The sequence below is a fragment of the Caballeronia sp. AZ1_KS37 genome, assembly GCF_023631165.1.
GTDB lineage: Bacteria > Pseudomonadota > Gammaproteobacteria > Burkholderiales > Burkholderiaceae > Caballeronia > Caballeronia zhejiangensis.
This window is the reverse complement of sequence record NZ_JALQDP010000038.1, coordinates 184230-202077: the sequence shown is the minus strand read 5'-3', so window position 1 is coordinate 202077 and position 17848 is coordinate 184230. Positions and strand designations below refer to the sequence as shown.

The 17848-nt window shown below is 64.9% G+C and carries 16 protein-coding genes; 7 read left to right on the top strand and 9 right to left on the bottom strand.

All coding sequences use genetic code 11. The features are described 5' to 3' along the window. Positions 1-6: 6 nt before the first annotated feature. Complete coding sequence (gene atzF, locus NCS00_RS26580; RefSeq protein WP_250441422.1) at positions 7-1827, top strand: allophanate hydrolase; 1821 nt, start codon at positions 7-9, stop codon at positions 1825-1827. A gap of 63 nt (positions 1828-1890) precedes the next feature. On the opposite strand, the gene NCS00_RS26575 is transcribed toward atzF, so the two are convergent. The 5 genes from NCS00_RS26575 to NCS00_RS26555 form a co-directional block, all read right to left on the bottom strand. After that, the gene (locus NCS00_RS26575) at positions 1891-3123 is read right to left on the bottom strand and encodes an MFS transporter (protein ID WP_250441421.1); all 1233 of its coding nucleotides are present in this window, start codon (positions 3121-3123) and stop codon (positions 1891-1893) included. A gap of 79 nt (positions 3124-3202) precedes the next feature. After that, a complete protein-coding gene (locus tag NCS00_RS26570) occupies positions 3203-3754 on the bottom strand; it encodes a hypothetical protein (protein WP_250441420.1) in 552 nt (183 codons plus the stop codon). A 48-nt stretch (positions 3755-3802) separates the two neighbouring features. Further along, positions 3803-4567: a hypothetical protein gene (locus tag NCS00_RS26565; RefSeq protein ID WP_250441419.1), complete on the bottom strand. Its 765-nt coding sequence runs from the start codon at positions 4565-4567 to the stop codon at positions 3803-3805. A 148-nt stretch (positions 4568-4715) separates the two neighbouring features. Then, positions 4716-6086 carry a sigma-54-dependent transcriptional regulator gene (locus NCS00_RS26560; protein ID WP_250441418.1) on the bottom strand — a complete coding sequence of 457 codons (1371 nt, stop codon included), beginning with the start codon at positions 6084-6086 and terminating at the stop codon, positions 4716-4718. Further along, a complete protein-coding gene (locus NCS00_RS26555; RefSeq protein WP_250441511.1) occupies positions 6071-7561 on the bottom strand; it encodes a sensor histidine kinase in 1491 nt (496 codons plus the stop codon). Before NCS00_RS26555 ends, NCS00_RS26560 begins: the two co-directional genes overlap by 16 nt. Positions 7562-8865: 1304 nt before the next feature. Between NCS00_RS26555 and NCS00_RS26550 the strand changes: the two genes are divergently transcribed. Then, the gene (locus tag NCS00_RS26550) at positions 8866-9189 is read left to right on the top strand and encodes a hypothetical protein (RefSeq protein ID WP_175980163.1); all 324 of its coding nucleotides are present in this window, start codon (positions 8866-8868) and stop codon (positions 9187-9189) included. A 301-nt stretch (positions 9190-9490) separates the two neighbouring features. Here NCS00_RS26550 and NCS00_RS26545 read toward each other — a convergent pair whose 3' ends face one another. Together NCS00_RS26545 and NCS00_RS26540 are read right to left on the bottom strand one after the other, a co-directional pair. Then, a complete protein-coding gene (locus NCS00_RS26545; protein ID WP_033536029.1) occupies positions 9491-10144 on the bottom strand; it encodes a helix-turn-helix transcriptional regulator in 654 nt (217 codons plus the stop codon). A 43-nt stretch (positions 10145-10187) separates the two neighbouring features. Further along, positions 10188-11189, bottom strand: a complete 1002-nt coding sequence (locus NCS00_RS26540) for an ornithine cyclodeaminase family protein (protein ID WP_008346555.1) — start codon at positions 11187-11189, stop codon at positions 10188-10190. Between the two features lie 184 nt (positions 11190-11373). Here NCS00_RS26540 and NCS00_RS26535 point away from each other — a divergent pair, with 184 nt between their 5' ends. The 4 genes from NCS00_RS26535 (at position 11374) to NCS00_RS26520 (ending at position 14656) form a co-directional block, all read left to right on the top strand. Beyond that, positions 11374-12156: an ABC transporter substrate-binding protein gene (locus tag NCS00_RS26535; protein WP_008346553.1), complete on the top strand. Its 783-nt coding sequence runs from the start codon at positions 11374-11376 to the stop codon at positions 12154-12156. 24 nt (positions 12157-12180) lie between these two features. After that, complete coding sequence (locus NCS00_RS26530) at positions 12181-13422, top strand: NAD(P)/FAD-dependent oxidoreductase (protein ID WP_250441417.1); 1242 nt, start codon at positions 12181-12183, stop codon at positions 13420-13422. Between the two features lie 152 nt (positions 13423-13574). Beyond that, positions 13575-14039, top strand: coding sequence for a GNAT family N-acetyltransferase (locus tag NCS00_RS26525; RefSeq protein WP_250441416.1), 465 nt, complete (start codon positions 13575-13577; stop codon positions 14037-14039). Then, entirely contained in the window at positions 14036-14656 is a 621-nt protein-coding gene (locus tag NCS00_RS26520) for an FMN-dependent NADH-azoreductase (protein ID WP_250441415.1), read from the top strand. The genes NCS00_RS26525 and NCS00_RS26520 overlap by 4 nt, the downstream gene beginning before the upstream one ends. Here the strand turns inward: NCS00_RS26520 and pdxR are convergent. Continuing rightward, positions 14653-16131 carry a MocR-like pyridoxine biosynthesis transcription factor PdxR gene (gene pdxR, locus NCS00_RS26515; RefSeq protein ID WP_250441414.1) on the bottom strand — a complete coding sequence of 493 codons (1479 nt, stop codon included), beginning with the start codon at positions 16129-16131 and terminating at the stop codon, positions 14653-14655. The two genes, NCS00_RS26520 and pdxR, sit on opposite strands and share 4 nt — an antisense overlap. Before the next feature lie 114 nt (positions 16132-16245). Here pdxR and NCS00_RS26510 point away from each other — a divergent pair, with 114 nt between their 5' ends. After that, positions 16246-16995, top strand: coding sequence for an SDR family oxidoreductase (locus NCS00_RS26510; protein WP_250441413.1), 750 nt, complete (start codon positions 16246-16248; stop codon positions 16993-16995). Between the two features lie 57 nt (positions 16996-17052). Here NCS00_RS26510 and NCS00_RS26505 read toward each other — a convergent pair whose 3' ends face one another. After that, positions 17053-17844, bottom strand: a complete 792-nt coding sequence (locus tag NCS00_RS26505) for an SDR family oxidoreductase (protein ID WP_175980167.1) — start codon at positions 17842-17844, stop codon at positions 17053-17055. Positions 17845-17848 lie beyond the last annotated feature (4 nt).

Genomic DNA, 17848 nt, shown 5'->3' with positions numbered 1-17848 from the left:
AAAACCATGTCGACATTCGATCTGCGTCTCTCCACGCTGCGCCGCGAATATCGCGAAGGCTCGCTCACGCCGCGCAAGCTCATCGCCCGGTTGCGCGACAAAGCCGCCGCGCTCAATCCCGAGTTCAATCTCTTCATCCATCTGCTGACGGAAGAAGAGATGGCGCCTTTCGTCGATCGGCTCGAAGGCCACGATCCGGACAGTTTGCCGCTCTACGGCATTCCGTTCGCGATCAAGGACAACATCGACCTCGCGGGCATCGAAACGACGGCGGGCTGTCCCGCGTTCGCGTACACGCCCGATGAATCCGCGACGCTCGTCGGCCAGTTGATCGCGCTCGGCGCGATTCCGCTCGGCAAGACCAATCTCGACCAGTTCGCGACCGGTCTCAACGGCACGCGCTCGCCGTATGGCAAGTGCCGCAACAGCGTGCATCCCGGGTATCCGTCGGGCGGATCGAGCGCGGGGTCGTCGCTTGCGGTCGCGCTCGGCGTCGCGAGCTTCGCGCTCGGCACCGACACGGCCGGATCGGGACGCGTGCCTGCCGCGCTGAACAATCTCGTCGGCCTCAAACCGACGAAAGGATTGCTCTCGACCGCGGGCGTCGTGCCGGCATGCCGAACGCTCGACTGCGTGACGTTCTTCACGGCAACCGCCGCCGAAGCCAGCGAACTGCTCGCGCTGACCGCGCGGGACGATCCGCGCGACGCATACAGCCGACGCAATCCGCAATGGAACGCGGCGCGTGCGTTCGGCACGCCGCACGCGTTCCGTTTCGGCGTGCCCGCGCAACTGGAGTTCGCGGGCTGCAGCGAAAGCCCCGCATTGTTCGCGCAAACGCGTGCGCTACTCGAAGCGGCGGGCGGCGAAGCGGTCGAGATCGACTTTCAGCCGTTCGTCGAGGCCGCGCAATTGCTGTATCAGGGACCGTGGGTTGCCGAGCGCTATAGCGTGACGGGCGAGTTGATGACGACGCAGCCGGATGCCGTGCTGCCCGTCATTCGCGATGTGCTGGCGAAAGCGCCGGGCGCGACTGCCGTGGAGCTGTTTCGCGCGCAGTATCGGCTTCAGGATCTGAAGGCGCTATGCGATGCATCGCTCGATACGCTCGACTTCGTGCTCACGCCGACGTATCCGCGACCGGTGACGCTCGCTGAACTGGAGCGCGATCCCATCGGCCCGAATTCGCTGCTCGGCTACTACACGAACTTCATGAACCTGCTGGACTATGCGGCGGTGGCCGCGCCCGCCGGCTTCATGGAGAACGGATTGCCGTGGGGCGTGACCGTCTTCGGCCGCGCGTTCACGGATCAATATCTGCTCGGCGTCGCCGATCTGCTTCAGCGCAGAAGCGGCATGCGCTGCGTCGGGGGAGGCGAAGTCGATGCGAGTCCGCACGGCGCGGCGGCCAACGATCGCATGACGGTCGCGGTATGCGGCGCGCACATGCAGGGCTTGCCGCTCAATCGCGATCTCGTCGCGCGCGGCGCGCGTCTCGTGCGGGCGACGCGCACCGCGCCTTGCTATCGGCTATGCGCGTTGCCCGCATCGGCCGACGGCACGCGCAGGCCAGGCATGTGGCGCGTCGCGGACGATGGCGTCGGCATCGCCGTGGAGGTCTGGGAGATGCCGAGCGCGGAATTCGGATCGTTCCTCGCGACGATTCCTTCTCCGCTCGGGCTGGGCAAGGTCGAGCTGTCGGACGGTTCGTGGACGGCCGGTTTCATCTGCGAGCCGTACGCGGTGCAATCCGCCGAAGACATATCGGCGTTCGGCGGATGGCGCGCGTGGCTCGACGGTCGGCATCTTCAAGCCGCGCCTGGTTGATCGATCGGATTTGTCAACGCGCAGTCTGTAGCGAGCGCAAGGCCCGGCAAAGGAAAAGCGGATTCATGTCGCCAGAGAGGAATCTTGCGCGACGTCGCGGTGAATCCCGCACGCCTTTTTGAGCGAAGCGCCGAAGATGAGCCAGAGTGCGAGCGAGCCTGTCGATACGCCTCCCAGCACGAAGAACGCCGTTGCATAACCGAAATGCTGCGCGAGCACGCCGCCCAGTGCCGGGCTAAGCGCAGCGCCCATGCCCTGCACGGTCATCACGACGCCCTGCCCCACGTTCACCCGTCCGGTTCCCCGCAGCAAGCGCACGACCAACGCGGGGACCGCGACGCTTTGCAGACCCGCGCCGATTCCGTCGAGCGCCTGCACGGGCCACACGCCCCATGCCGCGATAAACATTCCCGCCACGAGTCCGCGCGCCGGCAGCGCGAGAAACGTGATCAGGATCACACCCCAGTAGCCGATTCGCTGGATGAGGCGGTTCGCGAAGATCGCCGCGACGACCATCACGAGTTGCGCAATCACGATGGTCTGCGCAGTGAACGCACTCGGATCGCCCTGATGCGCCGCCACGACCGCGAGCCCGTAAAGCGGCAGCATCGCCGCGTTGCCGAGATGGAACATCGCCAGCGAGGCGGCGAGGAGCAAGATGGGCCGGCACGTCAGCAGCACGCGAAATCCGCTCGCCTGTTCATGCCCGGTCGGGGACGAACTGCTCAAGCCGCGCGCGCTGTCGTGATCGATCGCATCGCGCCGGATGAGCAGCGTCGAAATCACCGTCATCGCGCCGAACACGCCCGCGAGCACGAACACCGCGCCGAACCCATAGCGCCATCCGAGCCAGCCGGACAGCGCGGCGCCTACGACGTTTCCCGCGTGATTGGCCACCTGATTGCGGCCGAACTGCCTGTCGAATCCTTTCTCGCGCACGATTCCCAGCGTGATGCCGGCGACGGCGGGACCGAGCGCAGCGCCCGTGACCGCGGTGAATATCTGCGATGCAGCGACCATCCAGTAGCTGTGCGATACCCATAGGACGAGCGATGCAAGCGTCGTCATCACGCCTGCGATGACGATGACGCCGCGCTTGTGATGCGTCGCATCGACCAATGCGCCAGCCGGGGACGTGGCCAGCATGCCGGCGATGCCGCCCAACGTCATCACGGTTCCGATCGCATCCGCATGCCAGCCGTGCGCCTGCAGGAAAACGCCGAGAAACGGCCCGATGCCCGCCTGCACGTCCGCCATGAAGAAGTTCAGCCCTTCTAACGCGTATGAGGGATTCATGGTTCACCAATGACGTCCGTTTCGTTGGGCCTTGGTCGGTTCCGAGCGCGGGCTTCGCTTTGAGACTTTGGGATCGCCCTCAACCGTTTTCGGGCGCGTCGACGAGTTGGGCGATTTCATCGACCTCGATCGTCCGACCATGCCTGTTCCTGACGCCGTGCCCCCAGGCGTGGACATGCGCGCCCGGACTCAGGTAATCGGCCAATTCGGCCGCGGCGTGCGGTGGCATGCGCAACGAGGTGCCATCGTCGAGCAAGGCGCCGCGCAATTCGCCTTTCGGTCCGAAGAGCGACAGCAGGACCTCGCCCGACGCTTCCATCGCCTTGCGCTCGACATGCGGTCTCTGATGCGTTTCGCCGTTAGCGTGCGGACCTTCGTCGCGAATGAGCACACCGCTTTTCGATGTCAGCGAGACAGCGGCGATGATGTCCGCGTCTCGCGGCTTTATCCCGCGCACGCGGATCTGATCGCCCGGCGCGACATGCCGCGCGAGTTCCTTCGATAGATGCGGTGGAAAATGAACCTGACGCGAGCCGAGCACGAGGCCGTCGATTTCTCCGTGTGAATTGAGCAGAAAACGTGTCACCTTTCCGCGGGTCTCGGGAAGGCTGGCGGGATCGATCCAATGCATGTCGCTACTCCTGAATGAGCGTGAGTGGGTAGGTCAGGCTTGCGCCGATCAGGGCGCTGTCGGCGGACGGTCGTAAATCTGCGTGAGATTGCCCGGCGAACCGAACGACGTCGCCTGAAGCGCCGTGCCGTATTGATTGCGCGTGCCATAGCCGCGCGCCGAAACCGTGGCTCCCGTTCGAACCAGGCTTCCGAACTGCTGTGCGACCGGAGGCGTGAGTTTGATGACCGTGCCATCGGAGAGAATCACGCCGTCGGGCTCGCCACGCGGCGCGGTCGTCACGTGCGCCACCTGCCCCTGCGCACTGAGGCGCGAGAGACCGGCGCCGCGCAGTTCCCGCGGAAGTGGTAGCGCGCCGGGCATCGGCGGCTGATCGATCAGTTGCTGTCCACTTCGCGTGTCGGCGATGCGTTGCGCGATGAAGTTGCCGCCTTCATCGCGCCAGCCGCTCAACTGCACGCTGTCGCCTTGTCGAACCGTCGAAGTCAGTTGCGCGCTCATGTGCGGCGGGAACCGTACGAGCGTCCCGTCGCTGGCGAGAAAGCCGTCGACATCGCCATCGGGATTCGTCAGAAAGCGCGCTACGGTCGCTTGCGTCGTGGACATCGAGGCCGCGTTGGAGATCGGTCTCGGGGCCGGGCCCGGAGGCCGAGGCGGCGGCGCGTCTGCGGAGACCGGCGGCGGGGGCGGCGGCGCCGTCACAGCGCTCGTTTGCGCTGCGCAACTCGCGCTCATCACGAGGGCGGCGGCAAGGCTCGTCGCGCCGAGCAGGCGAACGGCGATTCGTCGATTGGCTGGCTGGGTCGATTGCATGTTTCACTCCTTTCGCGTGGCGCGGAGTGTTCTGCAAGTGCTATGCCATTCGAAGAATGCTGAAGACTTCGACGTCTTGCGCGAACGAAGATCGTCGATGTGTCAACGAAACGGACATCGCCTGTCCGATTCGTTGACACTCGTTTCCCTACGACGACGCGTCGGACATTCCGAGACTCGTCATCCGCGTATAGAGCGACTGACGGCTGATGCCGAGCCTCCTTGCCGCCTCCGCGCGGTTGCCACCCGACGCAGCCAGCGCGTGAGTAATCAGCGCGCGTTCGAGCCGCGCAACGGCTTCCGTAAGCGGAAGCTCGAGCAGCGCTGGCGGAATTGCCTCGCCGGTTTTGTCTTTTGCCGCAACGAGAAACGCGAAATCTTCGCGTGTGAGCACTTGCCCCGGCGCAAGCGCACTCGCCCGCTCGATCGCGTTGGCCAGTTCGCGCACGTTCCCTGGCCAAAGGAAAGTGGCCAGAAGGCGCTGGGCATCGGCGGAGAGATGCTTGCGCGTCGCTTCGGTCGATGCAGCTTCCAGAAAGTGCTCGGCAAGCGGCAGGATGTCGGCCACACGCTCCCGTAGCGGGGGCATGTGCAACGGGATCACGTTGAGGCGAAAGAGCAGGTCCTGTCTAAACGTGCCCGCCTCGACCATCGCGGCAAGATCGCGATGCGTTGCCGCGATCACGCGCACATCGACCGATATTGTCCGGTTCGTTCCGAGCGGCGTGACTTGCCGTTCCTGTAGCGCGCGCAGCAGTTTCGCCTGCATGGAACGCGGCATGTCGCCGATCTCGTCGAGAAACAGCGTGCCGCCGTGCGCCTCTTCGATCCGGCCTTTGCGCTCGCCCTGAGCGCCGGTGAACGCGCCTCGCGCGTGCCCGAAGAGTTCGCTTTCGAGCAGGTCTTCGGGAATGGCCGCGCAGTTCACCGCGACGAAGGGACCTTCCGCGCGCGCCGAGGCGCGATGGAGCACGCGAGCGGCCACTTCCTTGCCGGTCCCGGTCTCGCCGGTGATCAGCACGGTCGAGTTCGTTCCCGCCGCGCGGCCCAGGCGCTTCTGCACGTCGCGCATGGCTTCGCTTACGCCGAGCAGTCGCGGCTCGCGAGAAGTCACGTCGTCGCTGAATGCGGGCGTGAGGGGGGAGCTTCGCTGCGCCGATAGTATCCGCTCCAGCAGCGCGACGATCTCATCGCGTCCGACCGGCTTGGTCAGATGTTCGAACGCGCCGAGCCGCATCGCGCCGATGGTGTTGTCGCTCGTGGCGTGGGCCGTCAGCATGACGACGGGCACGGCTTGCAGCTTCGCGATCGCACGCAATGACTCGAGCACCGCAAGACCGTCCGCGCCCGGCAAGCGGAAGTCGAGAAAGATGCACTCGGGCGCCGGGTTCGCGCGCAGCCAATGCAGTGCCTCTTCGCCGGAGCGCGCCTCGATCGCCCGGTGGCCGAGGTCTTGCACGGTTTCCACGAGTCCTTCGCGGAAGGCATCGTCATCGTCGGTGATTAATATGGTCGCCATGGCAAGTCGATCACGAAGCACGTCATGTTCGAGTCGTCGTCGAGATAAGCACGTCCGCCGTGCGCCGACGCGATCTCCCGCACGACGGCAAGGCCCAGGCCGGACCCGTCGGGCCGCCCCGTCACGAATGGCTCGAAGATCCGTTCGCGCTCGGCCGCGCCGACGCCGGGACCATTATCGATGACCATGAGCCGAAGCCGCTTCCCGTTCGCCGACTCGACGCCGCGTGCGCGGAGCATTACCTGCGTGCCAGACGGCGCGTGCCTCAGCGCGTTCAGGATGAGGTTGTCGAGCGCGCGCGCCAGTTGCACGGGATCGAAGATCGGCATGCCTGCGTCTTGCTCGACGTCCACATCTTTGCCGAGCGCGATGCCACGGCGTTCGGCGCCCGGCTCATGCGTATGAATAATGTCGTCGAGCCATGCGTGCAGGCTGACCTCACGCGTCTGCAGCGAAACGGGCTGCGTCAGCGCGAGCAGGCTCGTCACCTGCGACTCGATACGGCCCACCTGCTCGATGATCGACCTCAACGCTGCTTCGCGGCGCGCAGCATCGCCTGCCAGCGCGTTCTCGGCCTTCAGACGCATGGCGCCAGCCGGATTGCGAATTTCATGCGCGATTTGCGCCGCCATTTTGCCGAGCGTGCTGAACCGTTCGGCCTGTGCGAGCTGGGCGTTCAGTGCGTCTGCGTCCCGCTTGAGCTGCTCCGCACGCGCGACGTAGCGGTTGAGGGCTTCGACGATCTGATCCAGATCACGCTCGCCCAACCGTTCCAGCCGTTCGCCGCGCTCGAACTCGCCCTCTGGCGCAAGCGCGCGTTCAAGCCGGGTCAGGTTGTGCTTCCAGCGCTTGAGCGTCAGCGCCAGAAACACGGCGAGCACGACGATGACCGAGAGCACGCCGGCGAGGATGGCCGCTGCGCGCTGTCCGTATGGCCCGAGCGGCGGCCGCGCGCGCGTGAGCGTCCAGGCCAGCAGGCCCGCGTGGCGCGGCACGGGGCAAGCGATCGCGATGACGGCGTCCGTTCCGCTCGAAACGACATCGGCGCGCATCTGTCGGATGCTGGCTGCGTGCTGAAGCGTGCGCAGGATAAGCGGTGTCTCCGCTTCGGGAACGTCTCGTTTCATGCCGCTCCCGCCATAGGTCGGAAAGGCATAGGCCAGGAAGCCGTTCGGCGCGCCGGATGCCGGCTCTTTCGCCCAGAACCCGCCTTCGATGCCCTCGGTCCGTATCAGAACCAGATCGAGCACCGCGTGCATGAGATCTACATTGGTTTCGTCGGGATGCTGCATGGACATGTCGTAGCGCGAGGCCACCGCCTCGCATGCTGCAGCAGCCTGCTCCTTCGCGACGACCACGCGTTCCCCAAGTGCCGACGAAAGCGTGAGCCATACGGCACCGCTCAAGAGCCCGCACAGAACGGCGACCAGAAGCCAGAGCGTGAAGAGTTGAGTTGAGAACGACGGTCTCGGCATGGACGGTTTACCGGCGAGCCAAAGTGAGCGCGTTGGGAAGCAAGTATTCTGCCATCTGTAAAGGCCGTCCACTTTCGGCGCTTCGTCGCGATTATCACGATTCGAATGTTCGGCACTGGTATGGAAGTCGTCCGCGTCAGAAAACGCCAAGCGCCCACGACGGACCCGATGTGGGCGTCTCGAAGGGGCACGCAGGTGGCATGCCGTCATTCGATTTGCGCGCTCAGGTTGGGCCAAGTCAATATTTTTACGCGCAGTAGGTCTCAATGTCGGGTTAGTCCGCTGCGCTAATAGTTGCCATCTAACGCTTTTGTTTGACGCATGACCGTGTTTCGTTTCGAACATCGGCGCCTAGCGCACGATGATGACGAACAGCTCTTGTTGTCGAATTCTGTTCCGACCAAGCCGCGAAGGCAGGTGCGGTCGTATCCTGAATCCTTTCGGATTTCGTATTGATGTTTATGGCGTGTCGCTTGTCAATTGGATTTACCGACTGCCTAATGTTTTCGCGCAATGAAGCGCGGACAGTCAGCGATATAGAAGGACGGCGCGCTATCGAAAACGCGTCGTCGGTGCATCTTTCGGGGAAGCAGGCCGATGACGTGCGCCTTCTGCTGAGCGGAATTGGAGGCATCTATGTGCCTCATCACGCGCCACCCTCGGAACTTTTGCGACTGTTGCGCGACGCGGTTGCAGGCGGGCGGATCGTGGTCGTGTCGTCCCGACGAGAGCGCTTATACAGCGGGGGTTCAGCGGAACAGCCGCCGCGACACCGCCACGCGACGGTGACGCCCTCTCAACTTTTTGGTCGGGCTCGTGCGTCTTCGTCAAGCAGTTATTTCGAACGCGCGCCTCGAACCTGGGGCAAACTAGCTGCCGAAGATGGGCCTGCAATTTTTAGAGCGAACCCGGGTGACGTGTTGCCCGACGGCCGTATCGCCACAGCAATTCGAAGCCGCAACAGCGAGTCCCACGGCGGGACCGATTGGCTCAGCGCCGCGCAACAGGCGCTCGGGGTGGTCGTGGGGGGGAGGCGGCACCCTTGCGTTGGGGTTCGATGGGAACGCATCACCCTCCGGCGACGCCCCTTTTGAGTATGCTGACGACTCGCCGTTCCTAGACAGTGCGCTCCAGCTCGCAGGTCACCGCGCTGTAAGCGAAACTGATGAAGCCGATTGCTTCAGCGCTTACGAGAATGACCTGGACCGCTGCCAGTTTGTTCGTGCGATGACGCAAGACTTACGGGCGTATGCGAAGTGCACGTCGGACGCATTCTTCAACTACCAAACCTGTAGAGGCTTTTGATGGCAAAACCACCGCGCGTGAGCATCGTCTTTTATAACCCCGATACGCAGCAAATTCAGATCTGCATGGTGAACCAAGACGAGGTTCAGCGATCGATCGATCGTGAAATCGCGCGAGGATCGGCAATGAACCTTCCGCTCGGTGCAGACGATGAGAGCCAGTCGCCGGTCACCGACGAGTTGCTACACCAGTTGGGAGGTTTGGCCGTACTGAACCTTGGCGCTGCCCATCCGGAACTACGCGCACGCTTTCGATTCACCACCGCCAATCCGATGAATTGGAACGCGGTAGACCGCGGTCCTTCTGCGGAGGACGAAGCGTGAATACTTCGCGACTGCGGCCGCGATGCATCGTGATTCGCGTTTGACGAGAGGGGCGCGTCGAGTCCCGCCGTCGCGGCAATGCCCCCGATACGGAGAACTCGAGCGACACCACGGACGAGAGTTCCGTCACGCGCACCTCGCAGATCGGCAGGATCCTGGCACCCAGCGCGCGCAACACGCCAAACGCCCGACCGCAAATTTGACGATGTCCTCGTCGTCGTTAGCATGAGTCAGACGGGGGTCAGCGTTACATTAGGAAGACGGATTAGGCGCTCTGCTGCCGCGGATGCAGCAGAGCGCCTCAACCGCCGTCCTTCATCTCGCGCAGATGCTTGTAGACCGTCGCGCGGCCCATTCCGAGCACCTTGGCGACATAGTTCGCCGAGCTCTTGCCTTTGAATGCGCCCTGCGCGTGCAGCGCCTCGACGAGCTCACGCCGATGATCGCGCGTGAGCGAGTTGAGCGCGATCTGCCGCTCGCGCAGCCAGCCATGCAGGAAGGTGTTGATGCGCTCCTGCCAGTCGTCCTTGAAAAGCTCGACAGGCTGCGCGACGACGCCCGCGCCACGCAAAAAGAGATCGAGCGTCGAGCGCATCTCGTCGAACGCCGCGATGTTGAAATTGATGCACATCACGCCCGCGGCATTGCCCGCGTCGTCGAAGAGCGCCGTGCTCACGCAGCGCATGCGGCGTCCGTCCCAGTTGAGCTTTTCGTACGGACCGACGAGGCGCTCGCGCGCGGTCTCCTCGACATCTTCGAGCGCCGAGTCGTCGCCGATCTCGCGCTTCGAGAGATTGTTCGACAGGTACGCGATGGTCTGGTCGGAGAGATCGTGGATCACCACTTCCGCATAGGGGAAGAAGAGCGTCGTGATGCTGTCCGCGATGTGCGCGTAGCGCGCGAGCAGCGATTCGCGAGCGGCGTCATCGGGCTTCGGCGTCTTGCGTCGGGGCATGGAAGTCGGCATGAGTTCGGAACGGCGAATGGCGATGATACCGCTAGGCCGCCGCGCGCTGCTTCGCGAGATGAACATACAGCGCGTGCGCGACCGCGATGTCCTCGAGGCCGAGCCCGATCGAGCGGAAAAACACCGCGCGCTCATGCGAAGGTGCGGGACACGCGCCGCGCGCAAGCTCTGCAAGATCGCCGCGAATCGCATCGGGCGACCAGCCGTGACGCTCCCGCGCGATCACCATTTCGCCGGCGCTCGCGGGCGTCGTCCGCCGATAGTCGCAGTAGACATCGAGCGCGTTCAGCGCGGCCGCGTCGATCTCGTGCGCGCGCGCGACGTTCGTGCTGATGGAGGTAATAAGCGCAGGCTTCGTGAGCGCATCGAGCGCGAGCACCGGCGTGCCCGATGATGTGCACAGCATCACGACATCCGCATCGCGCACGCACTCGTCAACCGACGCCGCGACGCGCACACGCGCATCGAGCGCCCGCAGCGCGTCCGCACGCTCGCCATCGCTTGCGAGGCGCGGGGAATGGATGCGGATCTCCGACCATCCGCGCAACGGCGCGACATGCCGCAGATGCGCGAGCGCGACGCTTCCCGATCCGATGACCGCGAGCCGCTCGCTCGATACGCGCGCGAGCCGGTCGACCGCGAGCGCCGTCGTGCCCGCCGTGCGCTCGGTGGTGAGGAGCGCGGAATCGCACCACATCAGCGGCGCGCCGGTGCGCATCGACATGAGCGCGGTCCAGGCGGTGACGATCGGCGCGCCAGGCTGCGCGATGTAGGGCGAGAGCTTCGCGCCGAAGACCTCGTGCTTCGCCAAAACGCCGAGATAGGTGATGAAATCGCCGGCATCGCGCGGAAACAACGTGAGCGTCTGCGGCGGCTGAACGGCTTCGCCATCACCGAGCGCGGCGAACATCTCTTCGAGCGCGCCGCGGATATCGAGCGAAGGCAGCGCCCGCCTCACTTCCTCTTCGTGAACGATGAAAGGAATCTGCGCGCCGGGCGCGGCCTCGCGCGCTTCTTCGGGCAAGGAAATCATTCGAAAACCTCCGGTTCGTGGCCGTTGAGCGATTGCTTCGTGACTGCTTAGACGTAGACTATTTTGTCCATTCTAGACTTTTATTTTATTTTTCGTCTATATTTCGATTGGGCGCGCGGGCATCTCCGCGCGCCTGGCGCAAGACAGAGACGGTGCGGGTTCACAAACGACCTTGGTGACGACAATGAACTGGAAGATGATCTGCTTCGCGGGCGCGGCGAGCCTCGCGTTCACAATTGGACTGGCGCACGCGGAGTCGCAGACCTTGCGATTCGGCGTCGAGGCCTCCTATCCGCCGTTCGAGAGCAAGACGCCGGCGGGCCAGCTCGAAGGCTTCGACATCGACATCGGCAACGCTGTGTGCCAGCGCATCAAGATGAAGTGCGTATGGGTGGAGAACAGCTTCGACGGGCTGATTCCGGCGCTGCAGGCGCGCAAGTTCGACGCGATCAATTCGGCGATGAACATCACCGACAAACGCAGGCAGGTGATCGACTTCACGCCGCCCGTCTATGTCATGCCGATCCAGATGGTCGCGCGCCGCGACGCGAAGCTGCAGCCGACACCCGCGAGCCTCAAGGGCAAGTCCGTGGGCGTGCTGCAAGGCTCGACGCAAGAGGATTACGTGCGCAAGCACTGGGCGAGCGAAGGCGTGCAGGTCGTGACGTACCAGAGCCAGGACCAGATCTTCGCGGACCTGAGCGCCGGACGGCTCGACGGCGCGGTGCAGGAAGTGCAGACCGCCATCGACGGTTTCCTCGCGAAACCCGAGGGCAAGAACTTCGATTTCGCGGGCGCCGCCCTCACCGACCCGTCCACGCTCGGCGAAGGCACCGGCATCGGCTTGCGCAAGGACGATGCGGCGTTGAAGGCGAAGGTCGTCGCGGCGCTCGACTCGCTGAAGAAAGACGGCACACTGAGCGCTTTGTCGCAAAAGTACTTCAAACGCGACATCATTGCGAAATAGGCACTTCATCAGGCATCGGAAAAAATGGCTCAGGACGTGATCGTGCTCGGCGCGGGCATCGTGGGAGTGAGCGTGGCGCTGCATCTGCGGCAGCGCGGATGGCAAGTGACGCTCGTCGATCGCCGCGCGCCCGGCGAGGCGACGAGCTTCGGCAATGCGGGCCTGATCGAGGCGTCGTCGGTCGTGCCTTATGCGTTTCCGCGCGACTGGGGCACCGTGCTCAAGTTCGCGATGAATCGCTCGACCGCGCTGCGCTACGACCTGCGCTCGCTGCCCGCGTATGCGCCGTGGCTCACGCGGTTCTGGTGGGAATCGGCGCCCGCGCGTCTGGCCGCCGCCGCGCGCGACATGCTGCCGCTCATTCAGCGAAGCGTGGCCGAGCATGAGGCGCTGATCGCGCGGGCGGGTCTCGCCGATCTCGTGCGGCCCACCGGCTGGCTCGAAGCGTATCGCTCGCGCGAGCAGTTCGAGCGCGAAGCAAGCGCCGCCGAACGGATCGCGCGCGAGCACGGGCTCGGCTTGAAGGTGCTCGATGCCGAGGCGCTGCATCGGCTGGAGGCATCGCTCGATGGCGGATACGCGGGCGCGATGCACTGGACCGATCCGCGCAGCGTCATCGATCCGGGCGCGCTGACGAAGGGCTATGCGGCGCTGTTCGAGCGCGAGGGCGGACGCTTCCTGAGCGGCGACGCCGCGACGCTCGAACCATCGGGCAGCGGCTGGCGCATCATGGCGTCGAGCGGACCGGTCGAAGCGCAGGCGGCGGTGGTGGCGCTCGGCGTATGGTCCGGCGACCTCGTGCGCCGGTTCGGATACCGCATCCCGTTGATGGCCAAGCGCGGCTATCACATGCACTACGCACCCGACGGACGCGCCGCGCTATCGCGGCCGGTGGTCGATATCCAGAACGGCTACGTGGTCGCGCCGATGCGGCGCGGCTTGCGTCTGACTACCGGCGTCGAGCTCGCGAGCCCTGACCGGCCGCCGAGCCCCGTGCAACTCGAACGCGCGGAGCGGATCGCGCGACCGGTGTTCGGCCTCGGGGCGCGCATCGACGAGTCGCCGTGGCTCGGGCTTCGGCCCTGCACGCCGGACATGCGGCCGGTGATCGGACCGGCGGATCGCCATCGCGGGCTCTGGTTCGCGTTCGGGCACGCGCATCACGGCCTCACGCTCGGTCCGGTGACGGGCAGGCTTGTCGGCGAGCTGATGAACGGGGAAGCGTGCTTCACCGATCCAGTTCCGTATCGCGCGGGCAGGTTCTAGCACTTGTCGAGCGGCGAACGTTTCCGATCCGGCGCAGCATCGCCCGCGCGATCGAGCACGCCGTCATGGCCTACCCCGAAGCGCGTTTCTTGGCCCTTCAGACTGCGCCATCGCATCGGTAATGTATGTGTCATGCATTGTGGAGAACACGCATGGACACATCGATCGTTTTTCGACACCTCGATACCCCCGAAGACTGGACGCGCGCCTTCGACGTAATGAAGGAACTCCGGCCGCACCTTACGGACCCCGACACGTTTTGCGCACAACTGCGCCGTCAACGCGAGGAAAGCTATCGGCTGCTGGCCGCCAGTGACGACGAAGGCGCGATTCTCGGTCTCGCCGGGTATCGAACGCAGACGAACACGCTGTACGGACGCTTCGTTTATGTCGACGATCTCGTCGTCACGGCGCGTCTGCAAGGCAGCGGCATCGGTGCCCGTTTGCTGGACACCGTCCGCGGGATCGCACGGGACGAACACTGCGCCCGCTTCGTGCTCGACACCGGCCTGCATATGGCGCTCGCACAGCGCTTTTATTACCGCAACGGCCTGCTCGCCAAGGGCATGCATTTTGTGCAGACGCTGGCTGTGCCCGGCGAGGAGCGCGCGCGATGAAAGTGCTCTTCATCAACGCGAGCCCGCACGGCGACGCGAGTCACGGCTACCGGCTCGCGCTCGAAATGATCGATACGTTGCGCAAGCGTGCGCGCGTGGATACCGTGAAACGCGATCTCGCCGCAACGCCGCTGCCTCCGCTCACGCAGGACTACGCGCGCGCCATCACGTCGCGCCATCCGGACGAAGCGCAGTTCGACATCTCCGAACAATTGATCCGCGAAATTGAAACCACCGACACGCTCATCATCAACACGCCGATGCACAACTTCACCGTGCCCGCCGCGCTGAAGCTATGGATCGACTACGTGCTGCGCATTCACCGCACGTTCGTTTCGACGCCCGAAGGCAAGGTCGGTCTGATGCGCGACCGGCCCACGTTCGTGATCGTCGGTTCCGGCGGATTTCATGGCGGTGAGCTTGCGCGTCAGCGAGACTTCCTTACGCCGTACCTGCGTTACGCGCTCGGTTCGATCGGCTTGCAGGACCTGCGCTTCGTGACGCTCCAAGGCCTCGTGCGCGGCAGCGAAGCCGTCGCACAGGCGCTCGATCTCGCGCGCGAGGACATCGCGAGGCACGCGCCCTTCGCATCCGACGGCGACACCGTCACGCCCTAACCGTCATACGCCCGGCGAAGCATGCGCGCGAGACGCGCCGCTTCGCCGGCATCGGCGACATTCGCGAAGCCGACGACGATACCGCGCAACGTTTCCTTGCTTCGCCCGTTGAGATACCACGCGGACAGCGCGAGCACCGCGAGACCCGCCTCCCGCGCGCGGGCGGCCATCGCCAGATCGTCGACGGGACCGTCGCGATCCGCACGGAAGATCGCGACGAGATGCATGCCGCCCGTCGGCAACCCGATGCTCACGCGATCTCCGAACGCCTTCTGTATCGCCGTCGCAAGCCACTCGCGCCGTTGCGCATACAGCGCGCGCATGCGCTTCAGATGCCGCGCGAAATGCCCCTGCGCGATGAAGTCCGCCACGGCCGCCTGATAAAGATACGGCGAGCCCGCGTTCATGCTCGCCGTGACCTGGCCGAAGCGCTCCACGGCCCGGCCGGGCGCGACCACATACGAGAGCCGCAGGCCCGGAAAAAGCACCTTGCTGAAGGTGCCGCAATAGATCACGCGATCGTCGCGATCCAGGCTCTTCAGCGCCGGCAACGGGCGGCCCGCGTAGCGGAACTCGCTGTCGTAATCGTCCTCGACGATCCAGCCCTGCGCGCGGCTCGCCCAGTCGAGCAGCTTCATGCGCCGCGCGAGCGACAGTGTGACGCCGAGCGGACTCTGATGCGCTGGCGTGACGAACGCGAAACGCGCATCGGCCGCGAGCGCGATGCCGGCATCGACGTCGAGCCCTTCGTCATCCGTCGGCACGGGCACGAGCCGCATGCCGGCATCGAGAAGAAAGTTACGCGCGAGCAGATAGCCGGGCTCTTCGAACCACGCGCGATCCCCCGGTTTCGCGAGACCGCGCAGCACGAGTTCGAGCGTCGCGCGATAACCGTTCGTCACGAAAACCTGCTGCGGATCGCACGCCACGCCGCGCGACAGGCCGAGATATGTCGCGATGCGTTCGCGCAACGGCCGATATCCGGCGGGGTCGGGATAGGCAAGCGTGGCGAGATCGCCGCTGCGCGCGCGATGCGCGACGAGACGGCTCCATACCTTGCGCGGAAAGGCATCGAGCGCGGGCAGACCGGGACGCAGCGGCTTCGCATCGTGGCCGATCTCGGCCGCCGGTTCGGCGCGCGTTGCGCGTGCCGTGCGCGGCGCGTTCCCGCGCTCGCGGTCCTTGCGCGCGCCCGACGGCGTCGCGGCTTCGGGCAGCGACGACGACACGAACGTGCCCGCGGCGCCGCGCATCTGCAGATAGCCTTCGTCGACGAGAATGGTATAGGCTGTTTCGACGGTGCCGCGCGCAATGTTCAGTTGCGTCGCGAGGCCGCGCAACGCGGGCACGCGGTCGCCGGGTTTCAGATGACCCGCCGCAATGGCCGTCTTGAAGCGCTCGCAAATCTGCAGGTAAATCGGCGCGGCCTCATGCCGGTCGATTGCTATCTTCAACGCATGGTCGGCTGATGGCATGACATGTCTCATGGACTAGTTCGATCGACGATTCTTGTCCCTTTTCGCTAAGCCATGATTCTCACACAATGACTTCACGTTCACTGTCTTTTCACTTTAAGCACGAGGTGCATCATGAAGATCGTCGTCATGGGAGGTTCGGGTTTGATCGGCACGAAAACGGTCGCGATCCTGCGTTCGAAGGGTCACGAGGCCGTCGCCGCTTCGCCGCGCAGCGGTGTGAATGCCGTAACGGGCGAAGGATTGCATGAAGCGCTTCGCGATGCGCAAGTGGTGATCGATCTGACGAACGCGCCTTCGTGGGCGCCGGACGACGTCATGGCCTTCTTCCGCGCATCGGCGACGAATCTCGGCAAGGCCGAGGCCGCGGCGGGCGTGCGGCATCATGTGGCGTTGTCGGTCGTCGGAACGGACCGCATGCCGGACAACGGCTATTTCCGCGCGAAGGCCGCGCAGGAGAAACTGATCGCCGAAGCGGGCGTGCCGTATTCGATCGTTCGCGCGACGCAGTTCTACGAGTTTCTCGGCGGCATCGCCGATGCCGGCATGCAGGACGGCAAGGTGCATCTGTCGCCGGGACAGTTTCAGCCGATCGCCGCGGACGATGTCGCCGCGATCGTCGCGGATGTCGCGCTCGGCGCGCCGCTGCTCGGCATCGTCGATATCGCGGGGCCGGAGCGTGCGCCGCTCAATCGGATCATCGGCCGGTATCTGAAGGCGAAGGGCGATGTGCGCGAGATCGTCGTCGATCCGGACGCGACGTACTTCGGCGGCACGATCAGCGAAGACTCGCTCGTGCCGACCGGCGAAGCGCGTCGCGGCGGCATCGGTCTGGATGAATGGCTGGCACGCGCGCACGCGTGAGTGTGACGGCGGGCGCCGCCGTGCCCGGCGCCCGCTTCGGTTGCGCTTTTCGGATGGTCAGAGATATTCGACGTTGCCGTCGACGCTGATGGCTTGTCCCGAGATGTTGCGCGCCGCCGGCGATGCCAGGAACAGCGTCATCGCTGCGATATCGTCGACCGTGACCATGCGGCGCAGCGAAATCTTCTTCAGGTACTGCGCTTTCATTTCATCGAAGCCGACGCCCGCCGATTCGGCGCGCGCGGCGATCACCTTGTCCATGCGCTCGCCCTCGACGACGCCCGGCAGGATCGCGTTGACGCGGATATTGCTCGGCCCGAGTTCGACGGCCAACGACTTGACGAGACCGACGATCGCCCATTTCGTCGATGCATACGGCGTACGGTACGCATAACCCAGCCGGCCAGCGACGGACGACATCGCGATGATGCCGGGGCGATCCGACGTCTCCTTGAGCAGCGGCACCGCGCGACGCAGAAAATAGTATTGGCTGTTGAGATTCGTCGCGATGGTTCGCTCCCAATCGTCCGGATCGATGGCTTCGATCCCGGCAGTCGGACCCGCGATGCCCGCATTGTTGATGAGCAGGTCGAGCCCGCCGAGCCGCGAGCGCGCGTCGTCGATGACGCTATCGACTTGCTCGCGCGCGCCGACATCGGCGACACCGGCATGCAGCTTCGGATTGCGCGCTTTGGCGCCATCGACCGCCTGCTGGTTCACGTCGCAGATATAGACTTGCGCGTCGGCTTGCACGAATGCGTTCGCGATTGCAGCGCCGATGCCGGCAGCCGCGCCCGAGATGAGTACGCGCAAGCCCGGGACCGGTTTGAGAAGCTCAAAAGTATTCATGTTC